This is a genomic window from Verrucomicrobiota bacterium (genome assembly GCA_034440155.1).
Taxonomy (GTDB): Bacteria; Verrucomicrobiota; Verrucomicrobiia; order JAWXBN01; family JAWXBN01; genus JAWXBN01.
This window is the reverse complement of the sequence record JAWXBN010000079.1, coordinates 1-22155: the sequence shown is the minus strand read 5'-3', so window position 1 is coordinate 22155 and position 22155 is coordinate 1. Positions and strand designations below refer to the sequence as shown.

Annotated in this window: 21 protein-coding genes and 1 tRNA gene; 14 read left to right on the top strand and 8 right to left on the bottom strand. The window is 49.9% G+C overall.

The annotated features are described in order from the left end of the window. A partial coding sequence (locus SGI98_08205; protein MDZ4743383.1) for an anti-sigma factor occupies positions 1-1244 on the top strand: 1244 nt, incomplete at its 5' end. On the opposite strand, the gene holA is transcribed toward SGI98_08205, so the two are convergent. Continuing rightward, a complete protein-coding gene (holA, locus tag SGI98_08200; protein ID MDZ4743382.1) occupies positions 1228-2367 on the bottom strand; it encodes a DNA polymerase III subunit delta in 1140 nt (379 codons plus the stop codon). The two genes, SGI98_08205 and holA, sit on opposite strands and share 17 nt — an antisense overlap. A gap of 208 nt (positions 2368-2575) precedes the next feature. Beyond that, positions 2576-3112 (bottom strand): peroxiredoxin, encoded by a 537-nt coding sequence (locus SGI98_08195; GenBank protein ID MDZ4743381.1) that lies wholly within the window; start codon positions 3110-3112, stop codon positions 2576-2578. 96 nt (positions 3113-3208) lie between these two features. Between SGI98_08195 and SGI98_08190 the strand changes: the two genes are divergently transcribed. The 5 genes from SGI98_08190 to SGI98_08170 all read left to right on the top strand — a co-directional run bounded on the left by SGI98_08190 (position 3209) and on the right by SGI98_08170 (position 7041). Then, a complete protein-coding gene (locus tag SGI98_08190; protein MDZ4743380.1) occupies positions 3209-3877 on the top strand; it encodes a class I SAM-dependent methyltransferase in 669 nt (222 codons plus the stop codon). Positions 3878-3923: 46 nt separating this feature from the next. Then, positions 3924-4148, top strand: coding sequence for a hypothetical protein (locus tag SGI98_08185; protein ID MDZ4743379.1), 225 nt, complete (start codon positions 3924-3926; stop codon positions 4146-4148). After that, entirely contained in the window at positions 4145-4570 is a 426-nt protein-coding gene (locus tag SGI98_08180; protein ID MDZ4743378.1) for a PIN domain-containing protein, read from the top strand. The genes SGI98_08185 and SGI98_08180 overlap by 4 nt, the downstream gene beginning before the upstream one ends. Before the next feature lie 97 nt (positions 4571-4667). Then, positions 4668-5873 (top strand): DUF4147 domain-containing protein, encoded by a 1206-nt coding sequence (locus SGI98_08175; protein ID MDZ4743377.1) that lies wholly within the window; start codon positions 4668-4670, stop codon positions 5871-5873. A 259-nt stretch (positions 5874-6132) separates the two neighbouring features. After that, positions 6133-7041, top strand: coding sequence for a hypothetical protein (locus tag SGI98_08170; GenBank protein MDZ4743376.1), 909 nt, complete (start codon positions 6133-6135; stop codon positions 7039-7041). A 47-nt stretch (positions 7042-7088) separates the two neighbouring features. Here the strand turns inward: SGI98_08170 and SGI98_08165 are convergent, their stop codons facing one another. Continuing rightward, a complete protein-coding gene (locus SGI98_08165; protein ID MDZ4743375.1) occupies positions 7089-7550 on the bottom strand; it encodes a hypothetical protein in 462 nt (153 codons plus the stop codon). A 40-nt stretch (positions 7551-7590) separates the two neighbouring features. Between SGI98_08165 and SGI98_08160 the strand changes: the two genes are divergently transcribed. Beyond that, a complete protein-coding gene (locus tag SGI98_08160; protein MDZ4743374.1) occupies positions 7591-9009 on the top strand; it encodes an aspartate aminotransferase family protein in 1419 nt (472 codons plus the stop codon). Between the two features lie 16 nt (positions 9010-9025). Here the strand turns inward: SGI98_08160 and SGI98_08155 are convergent, their stop codons facing one another. Both SGI98_08155 and SGI98_08150 read right to left on the bottom strand, forming a co-directional pair. After that, positions 9026-10918 (bottom strand): KUP/HAK/KT family potassium transporter, encoded by a 1893-nt coding sequence (locus SGI98_08155; GenBank protein ID MDZ4743373.1) that lies wholly within the window; start codon positions 10916-10918, stop codon positions 9026-9028. A gap of 118 nt (positions 10919-11036) precedes the next feature. Beyond that, positions 11037-11237 (bottom strand): hypothetical protein, encoded by a 201-nt coding sequence (locus SGI98_08150; GenBank protein MDZ4743372.1) that lies wholly within the window; start codon positions 11235-11237, stop codon positions 11037-11039. 209 nt (positions 11238-11446) lie between these two features. Here SGI98_08150 and SGI98_08145 point away from each other — a divergent pair, with 209 nt between their 5' ends. From SGI98_08145 to SGI98_08130, 4 genes are all read left to right on the top strand, one after another. Next, a complete protein-coding gene (locus SGI98_08145; GenBank protein MDZ4743371.1) occupies positions 11447-11977 on the top strand; it encodes a rhodanese-like domain-containing protein in 531 nt (176 codons plus the stop codon). Positions 11978-12118: 141 nt separating this feature from the next. Next, positions 12119-12838 carry a hypothetical protein gene (locus SGI98_08140; GenBank protein MDZ4743370.1) on the top strand — a complete coding sequence of 240 codons (720 nt, stop codon included), beginning with the start codon at positions 12119-12121 and terminating at the stop codon, positions 12836-12838. 33 nt (positions 12839-12871) lie between these two features. After that, positions 12872-14377 (top strand): MFS transporter, encoded by a 1506-nt coding sequence (locus SGI98_08135; GenBank protein MDZ4743369.1) that lies wholly within the window; start codon positions 12872-12874, stop codon positions 14375-14377. A gap of 160 nt (positions 14378-14537) precedes the next feature. Next, entirely contained in the window at positions 14538-15803 is a 1266-nt protein-coding gene (locus SGI98_08130; GenBank protein ID MDZ4743368.1) for a U32 family peptidase, read from the top strand. 381 nt (positions 15804-16184) lie between these two features. Here the strand turns inward: SGI98_08130 and SGI98_08125 are convergent, their stop codons facing one another. From SGI98_08125 to acs, 3 genes are all read right to left on the bottom strand, one after another. Next, positions 16185-16709: a PepSY domain-containing protein gene (locus tag SGI98_08125; GenBank protein ID MDZ4743367.1), complete on the bottom strand. Its 525-nt coding sequence runs from the start codon at positions 16707-16709 to the stop codon at positions 16185-16187. A 45-nt stretch (positions 16710-16754) separates the two neighbouring features. Beyond that, positions 16755-16829 (bottom strand) — tRNA-His (locus SGI98_08120). 128 nt (positions 16830-16957) lie between these two features. After that, the gene (gene acs / locus SGI98_08115) at positions 16958-18904 is read right to left on the bottom strand and encodes an acetate--CoA ligase (GenBank protein MDZ4743366.1); all 1947 of its coding nucleotides are present in this window, start codon (positions 18902-18904) and stop codon (positions 16958-16960) included. A 112-nt stretch (positions 18905-19016) separates the two neighbouring features. On the opposite strand from acs, the gene SGI98_08110 reads away from it, so the two are divergent. Genes SGI98_08110 through floA form a run of 3 tightly spaced genes read left to right on the top strand, consistent with a single transcriptional unit; the run spans position 19017 to position 22065 of the window. Next, positions 19017-20468, top strand: a complete 1452-nt coding sequence (locus tag SGI98_08110; GenBank protein MDZ4743365.1) for an NfeD family protein — start codon at positions 19017-19019, stop codon at positions 20466-20468. A gap of 45 nt (positions 20469-20513) precedes the next feature. Beyond that, on the top strand, positions 20514-21008 hold the full coding sequence (locus SGI98_08105) for an NfeD family protein (protein ID MDZ4743364.1): 495 nt from the start codon (positions 20514-20516) through the stop codon (positions 21006-21008). Positions 21009-21045: 37 nt separating this feature from the next. Further along, complete coding sequence (floA, locus tag SGI98_08100; protein MDZ4743363.1) at positions 21046-22065, top strand: flotillin-like protein FloA; 1020 nt, start codon at positions 21046-21048, stop codon at positions 22063-22065. The last annotated feature ends 90 nt before the right edge of the window (positions 22066-22155 follow it).

Here is a 22155-nt window from a genome sequence, read left to right as displayed (position 1 = left end):
TTTCAAAACCCATTGAAAGCGCACCGACATCAGGCCCTTCACTCACACCGGCGGCCCCCTCGGTGAAGGTGTCTCTCCCATCAGCTGATACGATGGCGAAACCCTTGGACACAAAGGCAGGAGCGGCGACTCCCCTGCTGACCGCTAATGTCCCGCCGAAAATCGCCACAGCTCCTGCACCCGGTGGTAATACATCTGCCCTCCCGCCTAAGGACGCTACCAAAGTATCTTTCGGCCTTCCCCCTGTTATTTCACCGACCAGTGGCGGTATCAAACTGCCTGCGACCTCCCTTCCTCCTGTACAAACCTTCACATCGGCGATTCCGACCAAAGTGGATACGGCCAAGGACGATAAAAAAGCACCAGTGGTTATTCCCGCCAAGGATGAGAAAAAAGGGCCTGAAGACAAACCGGCAAAACCCGTCGATGCAGCCAGCAATAAATCCGTCACGGCGACTCCCCCTAAAAAGGATGACGCTCCGGCCTCCCCGGTATTTAAACACGAGAACCAAAAACTCGATGATATATTAAAGAATAAAGAAGCCGCCAAACACCCCAAAAAAACCGCTACAGGCCCACAACCGGTGAATTGGTGGGCGGTCAAATCATTTGTCGCTTGGGGTTTTACGGTTATTTTTGCCGTGGGTTTTTATTGGATCTACTCGAAATACAACGGCCAACTCTCCGAAATGAAAAGACTCCGGACCGATCAACTCGAAAGCCAGACCAAAGTCCGCGGGTTCGAGGAACAGCTCCAAGCCGCAAAAACCCTGACATCCAGTGCCATGGATACCGAAAAGAATTTCCAGGGACGCCTCCAGCAATCCCAACAAAATATCGATAAACTCGAAACCGAAATCGCCGCACTCAAGGATGAGCTCAAAAGCAAGGATGCCCGTATCGAATTTATCGAGGGCAACCTCGGACGTGTGATTTTCCTCGCCGCGACAAGTTCACAAGCCTCCGCTTTCGCCCGTTGTATCTGGGATGACAAGTCCAGCTCGGGCGTCATCTACGCGCGCAATTTGCCCAAACTCAAGGATGGTCAAGTCTGGCAAGTCTGGGCCACCGTCAATGGTGATGATGTCAGTCTCGGTTTTATGAATCCTAACCTCGAGGGCAGCGGGTCAACCGCGATCAAACTCGAAGGAACACAGAGTAAACCGGAAGAATTCTTCGTCACCGATGAACCCCTCGGCGGTTCAGAGGCTCCTACCGGGGAAACCGTTATCTCCGGCTCGTAGGCGCAGCGGCTTTTTTCTGTCCGGCGATCCGGATAATCGCGCTCTCCAGCGCAATTTGCGCATCTGCGGAACTGTAAATCAGGGCTAAATAAGTTTTCGCCAGTGTGTCCATGGCCCGGATGAGTTCATTTTTAGTAAATCTCGATGAGGCTTGCGCTACTTTGAAGAGGACAAAGGGATTCATCGACAGAGGGTTATATTTCGCGTCCCCGGGCATTTGATCGGCCAGTTGTTGGGCGGCCCGCGCAAGTCGCGTCTTGAAATCGGCGAAGTTCCCGCTGATCCGGATCCCGGCCACCTCGAGGAGTTCTTTGGCTAAAAGTGTCTGTCTGACTTTATTAATCAATGTCGCGAGCAGGGCAATCGGTTCATTACCCTGGAAAAGAAGCCGTTCCAAGATACTGATACACTTGCCGGCCTCACGTTCGATCAGGGAGTCGCCGAGCTCCCACGCGATTTGCTCGCGGCTGGGGCTCACGATCAGGCGGATATCCTCTTCGCGGATTATTTTTTCTTCGCCAGCATAGAGGCAGAGTTTCTCGATTTCTTTTCCGAGCACGAGAGAATCTCCACCCACACACTCCGCCAGTAGATAAGCGGCCTCCGGCTCGATCCGGATACCTTCCTTAGCCAAACGCCCGCGGATATCGTCCTCGACCTGCCCTTCCCAATCGCGTTTGCTGGTGTCCACCGCTTCAAAAAGCCTGACCTCCCCGGACTTTTCGACCGTCTTGTAAAAACCCTTACGTTTATCACAATTTGCGGCGCTCACTACGAGCTTCACCCCCGCGGGTAATCCCGCCTTCAGGAGATCGACAATTTGCGCCAGTCCCTCTGTAGCAGCATTAGTTTTCGCCAGCATCGAGTCATCCAGGAAATTCGCATTCTTGAACCAGACGACCTTGTCCCCGCCGAGGAATGGCATCGTTTGGAGGGCCTCATAACAATTTGCGCAGATTCTCCCCACATGCTCGGCATTTTCCGCCTGGGCATCGACGACCTCAAGGCCAAATTCCCCCGCCCCTTTGGCGAGTTGGTCAGCTAATGCCTTCGATTCCTCCCGAACCTTGAGTTCATCAGAACCTGTCACCAGATAAACCGCTGCATTTTCATTTTTCGCCATGAAACTATCACTCAAAACCCCACCCGCCCTGATGGCAAAGGTTTTCTTAGAGAAAAATCCGCTCAGAAGAGTTTAATTCTTTCCTTCACGGCCTGTGCTGGAGTCCTCTCCCATCACACCACCGCCATTAAAAAGCAAAAAGCCCTCGTCCCGGAGGACAAAGGCTTTTTGAAAGTGATTTTTTTTTTAATTCACGTAAATATCTCGATCACACCTTGATCAGGTCTTTACCGGGCTCCCATTCACAGGGCGCTAAACCACCGGCTTGGAGGGCTTGGAGTGTGCGAAGGGTTTCTTTGACACTGCGTCCTGCATGGAGGGTATTTACCGTGTAGCTCTGGAGGATACTATCCTGGTCAAAAATAAAGGTGCCGCGGTAAGCGATTCCTTTCTCAGCAAAGAGGCAACCGAAAGATTCAGTCACGTGGCGAGTGGTGTCGGCATAAAGCGGGAATTTAACGGCTCCGAGTCCACCGTTTTTAGCATCAGCTTCGACCCAGGCTTTGTGGGAGTATTCACTGTCCGTGGAGACACCGAGAATATCGACACCCGCCTTCTTGAAATCCTCGAAAAGGTTATTAAACCCTTTAATCTCTGTAGGACACACGAAAGTGAAGTCGAGAGGCCAAAAGAAAACCACGAGCCAACGACCGTGGAAGTCCGAACTGTGGATTTCTTTGAAGTTACCGTCAGGCATATAGGCCTGACCCGAAAATGTGGGAAGTTTATCACCGATTTTAAGCATAGGCCTAAACTGTTAGTCCTCCTTCGGAGGAATTCAAGCGGAATTTTCCAGTATCATCCTTCCTCTTTTCCCCGGGATTTGTTACGGATGAATATTATGGGCTGCTCATCAAAATTCATCTCCCTCGACGACTCTATCTATAACTACATCCTGGACAATAGTTTACGGGAATCTCCCCTCTTGCGCAAATTGCGTGAGGAAACGGCCAGCCTGCCCATGGCTGTCATGCAAATTGCGCCGGAACAAGGTCAATTCATGTCTCTACTGGTCAGACTTTCCGGTGCGCGCAAAGCCCTCGAAATCGGTACATTCACCGGTTATAGTGCCATTTGTATCGCTCAGGCCATGCCCCCCGATGGGCAGCTCCACTGTCTCGATGTCAGCGATGAATGGACTCAGGTCGCTCGCCGGTTCTGGAAAGAAGCGGGGTTAGAATCCCGGATTTCACTCACCCTAGCCCCGGCCATTGATACACTCGACCTCTGGATTAGCGAAGGCCAAGCCGGGACCTTTGACCTCGCCTTCATCGACGCGGACAAACATAATTATAAATATTACTACGAAAAATCCCTGACCCTCCTCCGCCCCGGTGGCCTGATTATTTTCGACAATGTCCTCTGGAGCGGTCGTGTCGCTGATCCCCAAAATCAGGAAATCGATACGGTCGAACTGCGCCTGCTCGCCAAATCCCTCCACCACGATTCCCGCATCGACCTGTCCATGATTCCCATTGCCGATGGCCTCACCCTCGCAGTCAAAAGATAGGATTGCTGTCTTGCAGAAACAGTATGTATGTCTTACATTCATGCGTATGGGTAACACAATCACCATTCGTTTACCGGAATATCTGGATCATTGGCTCGAAGAGCAATCCCGGATTACAGGTCTGCCCAAAGGCCGGATCGTGAGGGAACAGCTCGAACGCAGTCGCACAGAGACTCGCCGCCAGCCCTTCCTCGATCTTGCGGGTGGAATGGAGGGTGATCCCGGGCTTAGTCAGAAACGCGGCTTCTCAAAGTCAACAACCGCGTCATGAAAGGGATCGCCGACACAGGATTCCTCGTGGCTTTCGCCAACCGGCGGGATCGTTATTTCCCGTGGGCTTATGCGATCGCCGAAACGATCCATGAACCGCTCTTGACCTGTGAAGCGGTATTAGCGGAGACAGCCTTTCATCTCAGCGACAGTGGGCTGATACTGCGCATGCTGGACACTGGCCTCATCCGGCTGGCTTTCGATACGGAAAGTCACCGTCCGAATCTTACCGCGCTGGCCCAGCGTTATGCGGATCGTCAGCCCGACCTCGCTGACCTCTGTCTCATCCGGATGAGTGAACTCCATCCTGAGCTGCCCGTGATCACCGTGGATAGTGATTTTAATATCTACCGCCGTCATAAACGTGAAATCATCCCATTAGTCATGCCTCCCGACTTGGAAACTAAAGGGATAACACACTGACGAGCACCGCCAGGAAAAAAAAATCGGCATGAGACCAAAAAACGTGACATCCCCACAGACATTACACCCCCGTCAATCCGCAAGGAACTCCCGTCAAATGAACCCACGTCCTGTCTTTGAGGAGCTGGTGGAGTCCGCGCTCCGGGCGGTTTGTCCCGTTGAGGCGATCCTATCCCATGTGAGACGGCGCGGGAGCAAATTGCGCGTAGATCGGGAAATTTTCGACTTGGCGCGATTTGACGAAATCCGGTTGATCGCCGTCGGAAAAGCAGCGGTGCCCATGGCCGCGACCCTGATCCCGATGATCGGGGATAAACTCTCAAAAGGGGTCATTGTCACAAAAAAAGGGTATTTTAAAAAGCCCGCCGTGGTCTCTGGAAAAACGATTTCCGTAAAGTTTGACCAAAGAATGACCGTCATCGAATCCGGGCATCCCCTCCCCGACCGGAATAGCCTTCGTGCAGGCCGGGCCATTGCTGACACGGCAGCAAATTGCTCTAGGGAAACCCTTGTGCTTTGTTGTATCTCCGGCGGGGCATCGGCCTTGGCCATCCTCCCGAAGCCCGGCATCAGCCTGGCCTCTTACCGGGACGTGAATAAAATACTTTTAGCCAGCGGAGCCGACATCATGACAGTCAATGGTATCCGCAAAGCCCTCGACCGGATCAAAGGTGGAGGCTTGGCGCAAATGGCCCAGCCCGCGCAAGTTGTTTCACTGATTATTTCTGATGTCATGGGGGATCCGATTCCGATCATCGCCTCCGGCCCGACTCATCATCCACGCGCACGGAATTTTCTCATCGCCAATAATGCCCAAGCCTGCCGTGCCGCTGCCATTTATGCCCGGAAATCAGGATTCAAAACTCGGATCGTTACCACTGAACTAAGGGGTGAAGCCAAAAAGGCGGGCGCACAAATAGCGCAAGATATCGCCGCCGCCCCTCCCAAAACCTGCCTGATCTATGGCGGGGAATCCACCGTCACCCTCAAAGGCAAAACGGGTAAAGGCGGGCGCAACCAAGAACTCGTCCTCGCGGCGGCTATCGCACTCTCCAAATCCGGGGGCCATCCGCAAATTGCTCTGGTTTCCTTCGGCACCGACGGGATTGATGGTATGTCAAATGCTGCGGGAGCCTTTTGTACCCCTGAAACCGTTGCCCACGGCAAATCAAAGGGACTATCAGCTCAAAAACTCCTCCGTGAACATAACAGCCATATTTTTTTCAAGGCCATCGGACAACTCATCACCACCGGACAAACCGGCACTAACGTCGCTGATGTCGTGGTCGCCGTTAAATTCTAATCGATCCCCCCAATCGTCCTTAAATACGTAAATCGAAAAAAAAGTTTTTTCGTCGAGAACAGTGCTGGAAACCCCCAAGATAAAAAGAATCATATTTTTAGTCGACCTAGAGGATTCCGATCGAGTCCAGGTGAGTGGTTCGAGGGTATTTTTTTAAGCGGTTTTCTTCCAAATAAAATTTCTTGATTTAAGGAAATAATCAGAGCACTTTTCAATTAGCAAAAAACCTTTATAATTAACCCAAAAGAAATCACTCCCTATGGAAGATAATACAAAAAGCACCCAACCGGAAAACAAAGGCACTTACTCGGACGGACATCCCCTGGACGAAGTGAAATACTTAGAGTGCAAAATCATCCTCAACGGTAACCGTTTTACCTCTGTGGAAAGTTTTAATGAATTTGCCAAACTCGTCAAAATCGCCGCTGAAAAGACCGGGGTGGATTTTTCCCGGAAAGGGTTCAAAGACCTCCGTCCCCAGATCCGGGAGGTTCTTTTTATGGATACCGCCGACTTCCGCCTTTATAATAACGCATTCATCCTCCGGAAACGCACCGATTACGTGGACGGGTTCGCCGTCGGTGATCCTGAGTATGTATTTAAATTCCGTCACCCCGACCTGCACACAGCCGCCGAGGTCGATGTCCGCCCGAAAATCGCCGGGGATTACCTCATAAAATTCAAGGCAGAGGCATTACCCCTCAAAGATAAAATCGGTGGGGTACGGATGCTTTATTCGCATAATGCACAATTCGCTTCCAGCGCGATCCATGAGGAGGACCGCACGGCGATGGCTACCCTCATCCACATCCTTCCTGCTTTACAATCCTTGAAAACATCCCCGGATGAACATGTTGAATTCGTCAATCACACGGCTGTCGAAGAAGTGCTCCTGGACATCGGCATGCTTGATTTCGGTAAGGGTATCACGGCAAAATCGAATGTCGCTGTCTGGCGGACCCGTGGTGACCAGAAACAACTCGTCGGGGAGTTCGCCTTCCAATGCAAATTCCAACGCGAAAACGATCTCCACACGGAAGCCGCACAACGGTGTGAAAAACTCATGGTCGATATCCAGTCTATCGCTGAGCAATGGCTCTCTCTTGGGTTGACGAAAACCGGAGCGGTTTACCGCCTCAAAGGTAATCCTCCCGCGTCCCACGAATAAGACGAAGGCGATAGCAGTCACTCATAGCCGCCCGGTTTAAAAGGCGGCTATTTCCCCTTGGCCTTATCACGGATGATGGAAGCAATTTGCTGGAACTGGGCCAGCTGGTCAATGTGCATAAATGAGAGGTTTTGGGCGAGGGAGTCCGGCTTTTCAATGGCCTCCACCAAGGCACTGGTCACTTTGTTATTCCTCAGTAACTCTTCCCTTTCTTTGGGGGTGGTATGAGAAAAAAGTCCCCCGTAGAAAAAGGGCTTTGGATCCATGTGCCGGGTAGAAGCTTCGCGGGCGCAGGCTAAGGCGACATGACACACATGAGTCATGAGCTCAAAATCCTCCTTCTCGAGCCGATCAATATACTTTTTCGCATCATCAGCTAAATCACCTTTGGTCAACCACTTAAGGTTAATCATTCTCACTTTCTCAGTGAGTCGGTCAAAGTGTGTGGGCTCTTCAGGCATATTCTTGTTCCTATAGACCTGTTTGATAAAATTTATCAAAACAGCCATACTTGTTTTTTACAGGACTTATGCGAATGTATCAAAAGTTATGAGTTTTGATATCAAAGAAATTGTTACATCCCGTCTCGGTGAGAATTATGATCTCCACTATAAATACGTGAACCGGACTCTGGTCAAGGTGCACCGCACGATCGGTTTTGATAAAGTTTATGCCAAAGCCAAAGGCGCCTACCTCTACGACATGGACGGGAATGATTACCTCGATTTTTTGAGTGGCTACAGCACTTTTAATATCGGGAGGAACCACCCTGTCCTCCAAAAAACCATCAAGGACGTGCTGGACATGGATTTGCCGAATATGGTCCAGATGGATTGCGCCCTGCTCAGTGGGCTTTTGGCTGAGGAATTAATCCGCCGCGCTCCCAAACATATTGATGCTGTCTTTTTTGCAAATTCCGGCACGGAAGCCGTCGAGGGCGCTGCGAAATTCGCCCGCTGCGCCACGGCACGCCCGAGGATATTATCCATGGAAGGAGCCTACCACGGCCTCTCCTACGGTGCCTTGTCCCTGACCCATAATAAATATTTTAAGGAAGGTTTCGGCCCTTTTATTCCCGGATTTGACTCCGTGCCTTTTGACGATCTCGCCGCCCTCGAGTATGAACTCAAAAAAGGTGATGTCGCCGCTTTTATTGCTGAGCCCGTCCAAGGAAAAACCGTAAAATTCCCCACAGGCGACTTTTTCCCGAAAGCCCTCGCTCTCTGCCGGAAATACGGAACGCTCTTTATCTCAGATGAAGTGCAAACAGGCATGGGACGCACGGGTAAATATTACGGGTTTGAACACTGGAACCTTGAACCGGACATCATTACGATGGCCAAAAGCTTGAGTGGCGGTTACGTCCCCTGCGCCGCCATCCTGACCCGCCGCGAGATTTACCAGAAAACCTTTTCAAGCCTCGACCGTTGTATCGTTCACTCGACGACATTTGGGCGCAATAACCTCGCCATGGCTTGTGGCCTAGCCTCACTGCGCGTGATGGATGACGAAAACCTTATCGAAAATTGCGCAAAGATGGGCGACTTGATCGTCGAGAAACTCAATGCATTAAAATCTAAACACGAGTTAATCGGTGAAGTCCGCGGCAAAGGGCTCATGATCGCCGTGGAGTTCAAGGAACCCACCACTTTCATGCTTAAAACCGCATGGAAACTCATCCATAAACTTGATAAAGGCCTTTTTGCCCAAATGGTCGTCACGACCATGCTTAATGGGAGCCGTATTCTGTCACAGGTGGCAGCCCATAATTCCGACGTCATGAAAATCCTGCCTCCCCTCATCATCACCGAGAAGGAAGTGGATCGTTTTGTCCAAGGTCTCGACGATACCCTGACAGAATGCCGTAAATTCCCCGGCCCTGTCTGGGAACTCGGCCAGAATTTCTTTAAGGCAGCCCTTCAAAATAAAGCACAAAAAGAAGGTAAATCCGATCTCGTCGAAGCGTAGAGACTCTGCTCCCCGCCTAAGCGCGCATGGTCCAGGTGAATTCCATAATGTGGCCTTGGGGGATGTAATAATAATCCGGGCCATGACTGACTATTCGGGAGAAAAAACCGAAGAGTGAACGTTGCCAGCGTGGCATTTTTGAGCCAGTATATTCCACAATAATCTCGCGGGGCAAAAGGAAATACGAGTCGATACCCGGTGCACTGATTTTGCCCTCGCTCAATAAACTGGCTTGCTCGAGGATCTCAAGCGCATGGGGTTCCTGCATGTAACCGTAACTCGCGATCACATGCCAGAGGCGGGGGGAATAACATTTTACCTCAACGGTATTTTTGACATCGACGACGGGTTCCATCGCCCCGACCAGACTCATCAAGACAACTTGCTCACGTAATGCCCCTCCACGGTGAAGGTATTCAAAGGCCCGTGCAGTCCCATAAAGGGGTTTTGGGCTGGACGAAATCAGTGTTAATTGCCCCCGGGGCTTCAAAGTCTGTGGATCGTCCAGAACTGTTGCCAATTCCTCGGGTTGATTCCGGCTCGTAGCCATCATCCGGAAAATGATTGCCCGACCCCGGTACCAAGTAAGCATGACAATCATAATCACGCCCGCAACCACAAGCGGAAAATAACCGCCTTCCGGGATTTTTGTCAGACATGAAATCAGGAAAGGCAGCTCGAAAATAAGTAAAGCACCTGTGATCAGTAATGTTTTCCACAAGGGCCAACCCCAACAAACCCTCGTCACCCGACCGAAAATCAAAGTCGTCACCACCATCGTCCCAGTCACAGCGAGCCCATAAGCAGCCGCCAGATTATCGCTACTCCGAAATGTCATCACCAATAAAATACATGTCGCCCCCAGAATAAAATTCACCGCTGGTACATAAACTTGTCCCCTTTCCTTGTCACTGGTATGGAGAATCATGAATTTCGGGAGGAACCGCAATTCCTGCGCTTGAGCGGTAAGCGAAAAGACGCCGGAAATCAGGGCTTGGGAAGCTATAACAGTGGCAGCGGTGGAAAGAATGACCAAGGCAATCGTCAGTGATCCCTTTGGAACCAATTCGAAAAACGGGTTATCGGGTGAACAGCCCACGCTCTTCATCGAAAGGGCCCCCTGCCCCATGTAATTCAGCACCAAAGCCGGGAGGGCAATCCAATGCCATGCCCTCGCGATTGCTTTTCGTCCAAAATGCCCCATGTCCGCATAAAGGGCCTCCACACCCGTCACAGCGAGAACCACCGTTCCTAATAAAACTAATGAACCCGGTCCCAAAATATAAACCACTCGGATGGCATTCAAGGGATTTAATGCAGCTAAAACAGCCGGTTCACGAATCACCCACAGGAGCCCCGTGAGCGCTAGGGTGAAAAACCATAATATCATCACCCACCCAAAAACAGCTCCCAGCTTACCGGTCCCTATGCGTTGAACACTAAAGAGTAATACAAGGATAAGGACGGTCGAAGGAACAACATAATGGGAAAAATCGGGATGGATCGTCACTAGTCCCTCAAGGGCACTTAAGACCGAAATGGCCGGGGTAATCGTCCCATCTCCCAGTAATAAAGCCGCCCCGAATAACAAAACCAATGCATAGATGGGTAACCCTTTTTCCGGAAGTCTTTTTAATTTCTGGTCGAGTAAGGCCAGTAAGGCAAATACGCCACCCTCCCCACGGTAATCCGCCCGCATCACCAGAAATACATATTTTAATGTCACTATCACGAAAAGTGCCCAGACAATCAGTGAGACGATCCCCACGACATCAGCAGGAGTGGGATTTTTAATCGTTCCCAAGGCTGCCTGGAATGTATAAAGGGGGCTCGTACCGATATCACCAAAAACAACGCCCAGAGCCGCAATCGCAGTCAATATCCCGCGCGTTTTAGTTTTTGCCTCCATTCAACCCTCCCTGGATTAAGATGCCGGTTAATATTCATCCTTGGCCCCCTTTTAACCACCACGTGGTCTTCGATATACCCGCAATTTGCACTACGGAAAGTAAACGAACGAACTGCTCCTATGGCTTATAAGCAAGCAGCACAATATCCAGTTCCTGCTCGAGCTTCTGGATACGTCCCATCTGCTCCGGGCTCAGAGGAGCGAGCGGGTACTTTGGTTCGAGGGCCAAGATACACAGCCCCATATCCTTTTCTAAGTCCTTGATTTTCTCGATGGTATCTTCATCGACTGTTGCGATTTGCATCCGGGGATTTGACATAAGATTCCTTTGGTCAGATTTCAGGGTATGTTGGTACTACCCCATCTCCAAAGTCAAGCCAGCTTACAACATTCAGGCTTATCCCATTCCTTCATTTCGTGCCTTTTCCCAGAGAATAATGATGAACAATTGTTATTTTATCCTTTAATCGGGTGGAACATTCGGAAAAACACTGGCGAGTCACCCAAATAAGGGGTAATGAATCATGCATGAGCCAATCTGATATTAATACAATTCCCGCCGCATCCCTTGAGGGTCGTCATCTTGATTCCCTACAATTTATCGATGTTCGCACCCCAGCGGAATACCGTGCTGTCCATGCGCAATTTGCCCGTCTACTCCCCCTCGAAGATATCAATGCCAAATCCATTTATGAAAAAACCGGATTCACCCCGGATCAACCTGTTTATCTCCTTTGCCAGTCGGGTAAAAGGGCTACGTCCGCAGCGCAAAAACTGGTGGCCTCGGGTGTGGAAAATTGTTTTGTTATTGAAGGTGGCACAAATGCCTGGGTGACAGCCGGACTCCCTACAATACGGGGCAAAGGGGTTATTTCACTCGAACGCCAAGTCCGGATCAGCGCAGGATCATTGATTCTCGTAGGAGTGCTCCTTGGCTGGTTTGTGTGCCCTTGGTTTTTCTTACTCAGCGGATTTGTCGGCTGCGGCTTGATCTTTGCCGGGGTCACCGACTGGTGCGGGATGGCCCTGCTTCTGGCAAAAATGCCTTGGAATAAATAAGCCAAATAAAAGTAACCCAGGCACTCCAGAAACCAAGGCTTGCCCAGTCAAAAGCAGAATTACAAATCCGTCCTGCTTTTGGGAATTCTCCATAAAAAACGGGTGGATTTGATATTTGGACTGTTGTAGGCTCTTTTGAAAATGGGTGACTCAAATATTTTTAAACGATTAAACCTGTCCGGCCTGATCGGTTTTTGTATCAGTGCCTGCTTTGCATTGTACGAAAAGTGGAGCATGCCGGAATTCTGTTGGAGCTTCTGGCTCTCCGGGGTTTTCTACTGTTGGTTCCTTGTCCTAGCAGGCTGTATCAGGATCATCCTCTCCCCTCGACTGAAAGAACAGGCCGCACTGTCCAAAATGCCCCTTTTCCAGAAGCTCAATCCTCTCCAAATCCAAGGGCTGCTCATTCTGACATGTTTAGGGGTTTGTTATGCCGCGTTTTATTTATACACATGGGTTTTTGGTTTCTACGGGACATTCCTTTCTGTATTCGCAGAGATGGAGCCTTTGAAATATTTCGGGCGGAATGGATTTATCAACTCTGACTTTTTCACACCGATGACCTACCTTCTGCATCTTTTCTGGCCGATGGTCATCGGCACCATCGCCAGTGACGTGAAATATGTCTTTACCGAAAACCCGTGGAAAATCGTTTTCAAACCCTTTTCCAGCCGACTCATCATGGTGCACATAATGGTCGTCGGAGTCCCCATCATTTCACTGCTGACATGGGCCATTTTCCGTGAATCCTACCAACCCGTCACGATCATTATCCTGCTCGCCATCTTTTCCTTCATGCCCAGAGACAAAAAGCCTCCCGGCCCTAAGGATGCCACGTTTTTGTCGCAATCCAAGGGTTGACCTGTACCTCGGCTTAACGTAACAAGTCTGTGAATGTCCGATAATCAATCATCCGATCCAGAACCCTCATCGGGACCGAGGTCTGTCCAGGATTACATTGATGAAACCCCGTTTTGGGCTGACCGTACAATCGTCCCCTTTTCACCGATGACGGTCATGCAATGGCGAATATGGATACTGGCCACTGCGGGTAAGTTTTTCGAGGGACTAGTGGTTTTTATGACCGGGGTGGCTCTACCCTTGATCGTGCTTGAGTATAACCTGAACTCAACCCAAAAAGGGGCTGTCGCCGCAGCCCCCCTGCTGGGGATCCTCATCGGTGCGACACTACTCGGCGGATTGGCCGACCATTTTGGCCGTAAAATCATGTTTATCGTTGAGATGATTATCTTTTGTGTTTTTTTAATCCTGATCACACTCACACCCAGCTACATATTGCTGGTTATTTTCCTTTTCGGGATCGGTACCGCCCTCGGCTGTGATTACCCGACAGCTCACATGATGATATCCGAAAGTATCCCCTCCCGCGACCGGGGCCGAATGGTTCTGGGAGCCTTTAGCTTTCAGGCTATCGGCGCACTGGTAGGGACTATTATCGGGTTTATCATCCTTAGGAATTTCCAGGAAGTCACCGCCTGGCGCTGGATGTATGCGACAGCCATTATCCCGGGAATCCTTGTTGTCATTGGCCGTTTTTTTATTACGGATAGTTGCCATTGGCTGGTTTCGGTCGGACGCATCAAGGACGCAGAAAAAGAAATGCACCGGCTGCTAAAGAGATCCCCCCAATATCCCAAACAGATTCGATTATCCGGTGACGCCCCGGCAAAAGCGGGTGCGGGTGAAAAACCTGAAAAGAGCTTTCAATCCCTCTTCAAGAAAAAACATCTCAAAGCGACAATCTTTTCGTCTGTCCCATGGTTCCTCCAGGATTTAAGCACATACGGGATCGGGATTTTTACCCCGACAATATTAGTGACGATTATTGGTCGCTCAGTCGATCATCCTCAGAACCTCATTGATGTCATTAGTAATGATATGCTTGCCGCAAAAGGCGCTGCATTCATTGATATCTTTTTGGTCATCGGCATGTTTTTTGCCATTATTTTTGCTGATAAAATCGGACGGATCAAACTCCAGATATTCGGTTTTATCGGTTGCGCAGTGGGCCTTTTCATCGCTTCCTTGTCGATTGGCCAGCATGGGACACTGGAGATTTTCCTCATCTTCTCAGGTTTTATTATTTTCAGCTTCATGACCAATATCGGGCCAAACTCCATGACTTACCTGCTCGCGGGGGAAGTCTTCCCGACGCGGCTCCGTGGTAAAGGAGCCGGATTTGCCGCTTCCTTTGCAAAAATCGGCGCGGTTCTTACCGCCTTTTTCTTTCCCCTGCTGCTCACTTATTTAGGCACCAAAGGCCTCCTCTATCTCCTCATCGGGGCTTCCCTCCTCGGGGCTTTGGTGACTTGGGTCTATCGCATCGAAACATCCGGGGTAAATCTCGAAGATTTGGATAAAAGCCACCCCATTATTTAATGAGGCTGTATTCCTCTCCCCCCTAAAGATATTTGCTGGATTTAATCCGGGAGGAACTTTTTTTATCTACTCACATGAATCTCACCAAAATGGTATGGATCAACGGGGTTATCTGAGCTCTCTCCTCGAAAGTAAGGCAATCCCCGGATAAGATGGACGGATGAAGAAGCCTGAACTCCTTTTACCAGCGGGCACTTTGACCCGCTTGAAAATCGCCCTTTTGTACGGCGCGGATGCTGTTTATGTCGGATTGCCGTCGTTTTCCCTGCGTTCAACCGTAGGCCTAAGTCTGGAGGAGTTAATCGAAGGCAGCCGTCTCATTCATGAAAAAGGTAAAAAACTTTATATTGCCGTGAATCTTTTTAGTCGGAATGAAGACATTGCCAAACTGCCCTTGATTTCGGAAATGCTCCCCAAAGTCTCACCGGACGGGATCATTGTCTCGGATCCCGGCATTTTTGATTACCTCCACGAAAAACACTCCGATATTCCATTACACATCTCCACCCAAGCCAATGTCGGATCATGGCTCACGGTAAAATCATGGGAAAAGAGGGGAGCCACGCTCTGTGTTCTCTCACGAGAAACCACCTTTAATGAGATTAAAGAAATCCGCGCAAATTGCCCGGGAATAGGCCTGGAAATATTCATCCATGGCTCGATGTGTATGAGTTATTCTGGACGCTGCCTGATCTCAGCCTATCTCACCGGACGCAGTGCCAACCAAGGGAAATGCACAAATTCCTGTCGCTGGAAATATAAACTCAAGCTTGAGGAAGAGAAACGTCCTGGAGAATTTTTCACAGTCGAAGAGGATGGCCGCGGCAGTTATATAATGAACTCGAAGGATCTCTGCCTGCTTCCTCGCCTGCCGGAAATCCTTCCGACAAAAATCAACTCCCTTAAAATCGAGGGGCGAAATAAAAGCGATTATTATGTCGCACAAACCGCCCGTGTTTACCGGATGGCCATTGATGATTGGTTCGAAAGCCCGGACTCATGGGACGCATCCCTTTATCTCAAGGAACTAGCCCTCGTCCATCATCGCCCTTACACAGAGGCTTTCTTCGATGCGATCCCCGGTGCCGAAGCCCAACAATACGACACGAGTGAGAGTGCCGGAATCGGACACAACGCCGGGATCGTCACTAAAATCAGCGACGGAGAAATCCATTTTGAGGTTCGTTGTAAACTGACCAAAGGGACTCGTTTGGAATTCCTTCTTCCTGGTGAGATGAAAACGGTTAATATCCTTTTGGACACGATTTGCGATGCAAAAACCCGTCAACCCCTCACCGAAATCTCCCCCGGCACCCCTGGCCAAGCTATCGTCATACCCCTGACCGCATATCCTGAGAATCAAAGACAAAATATCCAGCCTTATCTCGTCGCAAGGAAGATGAAACAAGTTGAGTCGGCATCGTAATTGTAAGCGTTACTCGGGCACATTCTTGAGTGGACTGGAGGTGTTATTCTCTACGAACTGATCATAAGACAATCAGGAAAGAGTGTTTAACTATTATCTCAAGGAGGGCTAGATGTGGTGGACCCGTGACTGCCCTGCCGCAATTTGCGGCAACTTCTTTTCTCTTTGCGCCTCACATTGGGATCACGAGTCCCGATTAGCTTTCATCGGGGAGAGACACCGATTATCTGGAATACATTATCTTGGCGCGCGCGCCATTTTCCACAGTTGACTCAGCCGATGGTGAGCCTTGTCAATAAGGCCCTGACTTTACCCACCTCCCTTTGGCCGTTGGCAAAGACCTAACTTTCGTACAGGGAGATCAATTTGCACATCATCAAATCACTTCCACACACGGGAGAGTTTGAGACCGCTCAATGCCATAAACAGGAGGCCTAGTCCGATAAAAAGGACGTAGAAAGGTTTATAGGTTTTACCAAGCCAAGCCCCCTCATGGATGGTCATCATCAGGTCTTGCATGTGTTTGGGCATATCAAACCATTGTTCACCCACCATGTAACCCACACCAGTAACGGCTGAAGCCAGCAGGGGCAAAATCAAGATCGCCCCTATAATCCGGTGCGAACGGCGAATTCCATTTCCTCCCTTGCTTTTAAACAGGAGCTTGGTCCCGCTCAGGATCAAAAAAATCAGACCGACTCCGACAACAAGCACATAATAAACACCCACTGAATCCCCCATCCACTCACCTGTGTGGATATGCATAAAAAAATCACCCGTTTGTTTGGACATCCCGAACCAGGCTTTGCCTATCCGGTAAATGATACCGCTGGCCAAAGTGACGATCAGTGGAATAACCAGAATCAGGGATAGAATACGGTGGAACGGGCGGATATTTAATTTCATACGGCCAGACGATAGTCATTCCCCATTAAAAAAAAAAGAAAAAAATGGGGCGACCGACGGGACTCGAACCCGCAACAGCCAGTACCACAAACTGGGGCTCTACCATTGAGCTACGGCCGCCATCCGAAAAAACAGTTTTATCTTTTTAACAGGCAATTTAGTCCCTAGTCAAGATCGGGGATAAAAAAAACTTTTCTGGTAACCCACTCCATTACTCGACGCTTGGAATCGAAAAATTTAATCCTTCATCAATCCTCGTCATTACGGAGTTTGGCAAGGACAGAGAGGTCTTCTAGAGTGGTCGTGTCACCCTTGATGGCTTGGCCGGAGGCGACATCCCGGAGCAAACGGCGCATGATTTTACCGGAGCGCGTCTTTGGCAGACTGTCCGTAAACCGGATATCATCAGGTTTGGCAATGGCACCGATCTCCTTGGCCACGTGGTTGCGGAGAGCTTCCTTGAGTTCCTTTGATGCGATCTCCCCAGTTTTCACCGTGACAAAAGCAACCAAGGCCTGGCCTTTAATATCATCAGGGCGCGCTACGACAGCCGCCTCGGCGACCGAGTGGTGTCCGACTAAAGCGCTCTCGACTTCCATAGTGCCCAAGCGGTGGCCGGCGACATTGACCACGTCATCAATACGCCCCATGATCCAGAGATAACCGTCCTTATCCTTGCGCGCCCCATCCCCGGTAAAATACATTCCTTTCACCTCAGACCAATAAACCTCTTTAAACCTCTCATTATCCCCGTACAAACCACGTAACATCCACGGCCAAGGTTTACGGATCACGAGTTTGCCCCCGCAATCCCTCGGCACTTCCTTGCCTTGCTCATTAACCACAGCCACATCTGCACCAAAAAACGGTAGGGTCGCTGTCCCCGGTTTTGTCGGAGTCACGCCAGGCAAAGGAGTGACCATGATCGCGCCGGTTTCCGTCTGCCACCATGTATCCACGATGGGACAACGTTTTTTACCGATCTTCTCATGATACCATATCCAAGCTTCCGGATTAATGGGTTCACCCACTGTCCCGAGTAAACGCAGGCTCTTGAGGGAATAGGGTTTCACCCATTCATCACCCCATTTCATAAAGGCGCGGATGGCTGTCGGGGCGGTATAGAGGATCGTTACCGCATGTTTATCGATGATCTGCCAGAAACGATCCGGCTGGGGTTGGTTCGGAGCCCCTTCATAAATTAGGGACGTTGCCCCGTTCAGGAGTGCTCCATAAGTCGTGTAAGAGTGTCCGGTAATCCATCCGATATCAGCCGTGCACCAGAAAATATCGTCATCATGGATATCAAAAACATATTTGGTCGTGAGATAGGCCCCGAGCATGTATCCCCCTGTCGTGTGCAGGATTCCTTTGGGTTTCCCGGTAGAACCACTCGTATAGAGGATGAAAAGCGGGTGTTCACTATCCAGCTGCGCGGCTTTAAACTCGTCCCCAGCCTTCGCCACAGTCTCATGCCACCAATGATCCCGGCCTTCTTTCATTTCCACGGGGGAACCCGTCCGTTTCAATACAAGGACATTTTTAACCATGGGGGATTGATCCACGGCGACGTCGACATTTTTCTTCAGCTCCACAACAGCCCCCCGACGGTATCCGCCATCGGCTGTGATGACACATGTCGCCTGACAATCATGGATCCTATCTTTAACCGCCTCCGAGCTGAATCCACCAAAAACAACCGTGTGGGGAGCACCAATCCGCGTACAAGCCAACATCGCGACGACAGCCTCAGGCACCATCGGCATATAAATCATCACACGGTCACCTTTTTTCACCCCCATCTTGGCGAGGGTATTGGCGCAACGGTTAGTCTCACGCAAGAGTTCCCCGTATGTAATATGCCTCAACTCACCGGGCTCCCCCTCCCAAATAATGGCGACTTTATTTTTCTTTCCAGTCAAAATATGCCGGTCCAGACAATTAAAACTCATATTCGTCTTACCCCCGATAAACCACTTCGCAAACGGGGCTTTCCATTCACTCACCTTTTTCCATGGTTTGAACCATGATAATTCCTTAGCTAATTTTCCAAAAAATTTATCCGGGTCTTTGATCGACTCGGCATACATCCTTTTATATTGGGCCATGCTCTTCAAATGTGCTTGGGCGGAGAATTCCTTGCGGGGTTTGAATACACGGGATTCCTTCAATACAGAGGTAATATCTTGGTTCATAGGATTTCCTACCCTAACAATTCCCCTTAAATTTTCAATCTCCGATTTTCTCAAAAAACATTGCTTAACGGGCATTCTCCATTCATCTTATGGACATCAACAACCAAAAGTTATGTTCAAAAGCATTTTATTGACCTTATTATCCTTATCCGCCTTTCTCTTGCCCCCCACAGGTCTTTACGCAAAAGCCAAAAAAGATTTTGCTCCCGATGCACCCGTCTATGTGATCCCTATCGATGGTGAGATAAATGCCCCGCTCCTTTATTTTGTCCGGCGCACGATGAAAGAGGCTGAAGCCAAAAACGCCCAAGCCATCATCCTCGACATGAATACCCCCGGAGGACGCCTGGACGTCTGCCTGAAGATCATGGGAATAATGGGAGATTTCCCCGGAAAAACCCTCACTTACATCAGGACAGACGCCCTCTCAGCCGGAGCACTCATCGCCATTTCCACTGAAAAGATCTACATGTCCCCAAAAGCAGTCATCGGAGCGAGTGCCCCCGTTATAGCGGGCGGGGAAGATGTCCCTGCCACCGCTAATGACAAAATCATTTCCGTCCTAAAAGCAAAAGCCCGTGCTGCCGCGAGAGAAAACGGATACAATGTCCAGCTCGTGGAGGCCTTCATCGACAAGGATACAGAGTTGATTATCGACGGCAAAACCATTAATGCCAAAGGCAAATTGCTCACACTCACCTCCGATGAGGCGATGGATCCCATCGGAAAAGACAAAAAACCCCTACTCGCTTCCGGCCTCTATGATAACCTCGATGATTTAATCAAAGGCCTTTTCCCCAATGCAAAAGTGCTCAAGATGAAACCCACCGGTGCCGAACAAATTGCTTTCTGGATAAATATGATTTCACCCCTGCTCCTACTGGGTGGGATTCTCGGTATCTACATTGAGTTTAAGACCCCGGGATTCGGCATTTTCGGTGTGGTCGGGATCACCTGTTTTCTGATCTATTTCATAGGGCTCTTTATCGCGGGCCTCTCTGGATACGAACCCTTTATTCTCTTCGGCCTGGGGATTATCCTGATCTCCGTGGAGCTTTTCATCTGGCCCGGCCATATCTTCCCCGGCTTTCTGGGGCTCACCCTCATCATCATCGCCATCATTTATGGCGGAGCTGAGAAACAACCCCAACGACCAGACAAACCAGTCCCCGGTATCGAGCAGGTAGACCAAGCTGATATCATCGATATTCCTACTTTGGAATCCATCCAGAAACCACTGAAAGATCTTTTCTTGGCTACAATAGGTGCGATTTTAGGAATTTATCTTCTTTCCCGCTACCTGCCAAAAACCAATATCTACCACCGCCTTGTCTTGGCGGCACCAGACTCCCCTTTACCTCCCGGCATCACCAATGAGGAAGCACCTTCGGGCGAAATCAGACAAACAGGTATCGCAGAAACCAGCCTGCACCCTACGGGTAAGGCCAGATTCAACGGCAAATTGCTCGATGTCATGACCGATGGCGAAATGATTAAGGCCGGTTCTCCCGTGGTTATCATCAAAAGATCAAACTTTAAAACAATTGTTCGAGAGTTGTCCTAAAAAGAACCACTTGCTTAGAGACGTGATTACGCTATTTTATCGTTTATGGATTCAGGTTTATCATTGGTCGTATTTCTGACATTAGGGGGCATTATCCTATTATGCGCTGAGGTGCTCCTTCCGGGGATGATCGCAGGCATAGTCGGTGTCATCCTCCTTCTGTTGGGAGTTATTGCCTCCTTTTATTATTATGGGCCAACTGTGGCTGGGCTTCATCTCCTTACCATTATTGTCTTCGGCGGGACTATCCTGGGATTGTGGCTGAAATACTTTGACCGGACGCCCATCGGCAAGGATGTCATTCTCGGCCCAGCCGACAAAGCCAGAAGTCCCTACACCCTCGACCAATCCCTGGTGGGCAAAATGGGTATTTCGCTGACTACTCTCCGCCCGGCAGGAACGATTGATGTCGATGGCCAACGCCTCGATGTCATCACTGAGGGGATAATGATCCCCGCAAAAACATCTGTTGAAATTATTTCTATATCAGGGACAGTGATCATTGTCCGTGAATCCACTGTATCTGGAAAAAACACTTAAAAAAAACCCAACCAACCCGAACAAAAGGTAAATCAATATGCCATCATGGCTCATTATTCTTGCAGGTGTCATCGTCATTGTCGTCCTGCTCATCGGAATCGTATTCATCGGCAGCTTTTTCGGCCTTTGGATCCGCGCAAAAACCTCCGGAGCCCCAGTCTCCTTTAGTGAACTGATCGCCTTGTGGCTGCGTCGGATCCCTCAAAGCCTGATCGTCGATAACCGGATCACCGCTGTCCAATCCGGTATCCCCCTTGAACCCAACCAACTCTCCGTCCACTATCTCTCCGGTGGAAATGTCACGATGGTTGTCCAATCTCTGATCGCCGCACAAAAAGCCGGAATCCACCTGGAATTCGACCAAGCTTGTGCGATTGACCTCGCGACAAAAGGAACAGGGAAAAATGTCGTTGATGCGGTTAAAACCAGTGTTAATCCCCGCGTGATCGACTGTCCGAATCCGGCGACAGGAAAAAGCACAATCGACGCCGTCGCCAAAGACGGGATCATGATCAAAGCCAAAGCCCGTGTGACTGTCCGTACCAATCTTGAGCGTTTCGTCGGTGGTGCCACCGAAGAAACCATTATCGCCCGTGTCGGTGAAGGGATAGTCACGACCATTGGCTCTTCTCAAACCTATAAGGAAGTCCTCGAAAACCCCGACCGCATCTCCAAAACCGTGCTCGAAAAAGGTCTCGATAGCGGAACCGCCTTTGAAATCCTCTCCATCGACATCGCCGATGTGGATGTGGGAGAAAATATCGGTGCCAAACTCCAGGCCGAACAAGCCGAGGCCGATAAACGTGTCGCCCAAGCCAATGCGGAAGTCCGGCGTGCTGCTGCGGTCGCTGTCGAACAAGAAATGCTAGCCCGCGTCCAGGAAATGCGCGCCAAAGTCGTCGAAGCCGAATCCCAAGTCCCTATGGCCATTGCTGAATCATTCCGGAGTGGCAATCTCGGGATCATGGATTATTATAAACTCAAGAATGTCCAAGCTGATACAAATATGCGCTCATCGATTGCCGGTGCTGATGTATCCCATGATTCAAAAGCTTAATTATCGATCATAATCGCCGGTGGAGGATAGCCTAGAAGGCTCCACTCCACCGGATTTTAAATAGAAAAAAACCTTTTTAAAGTCTATCAT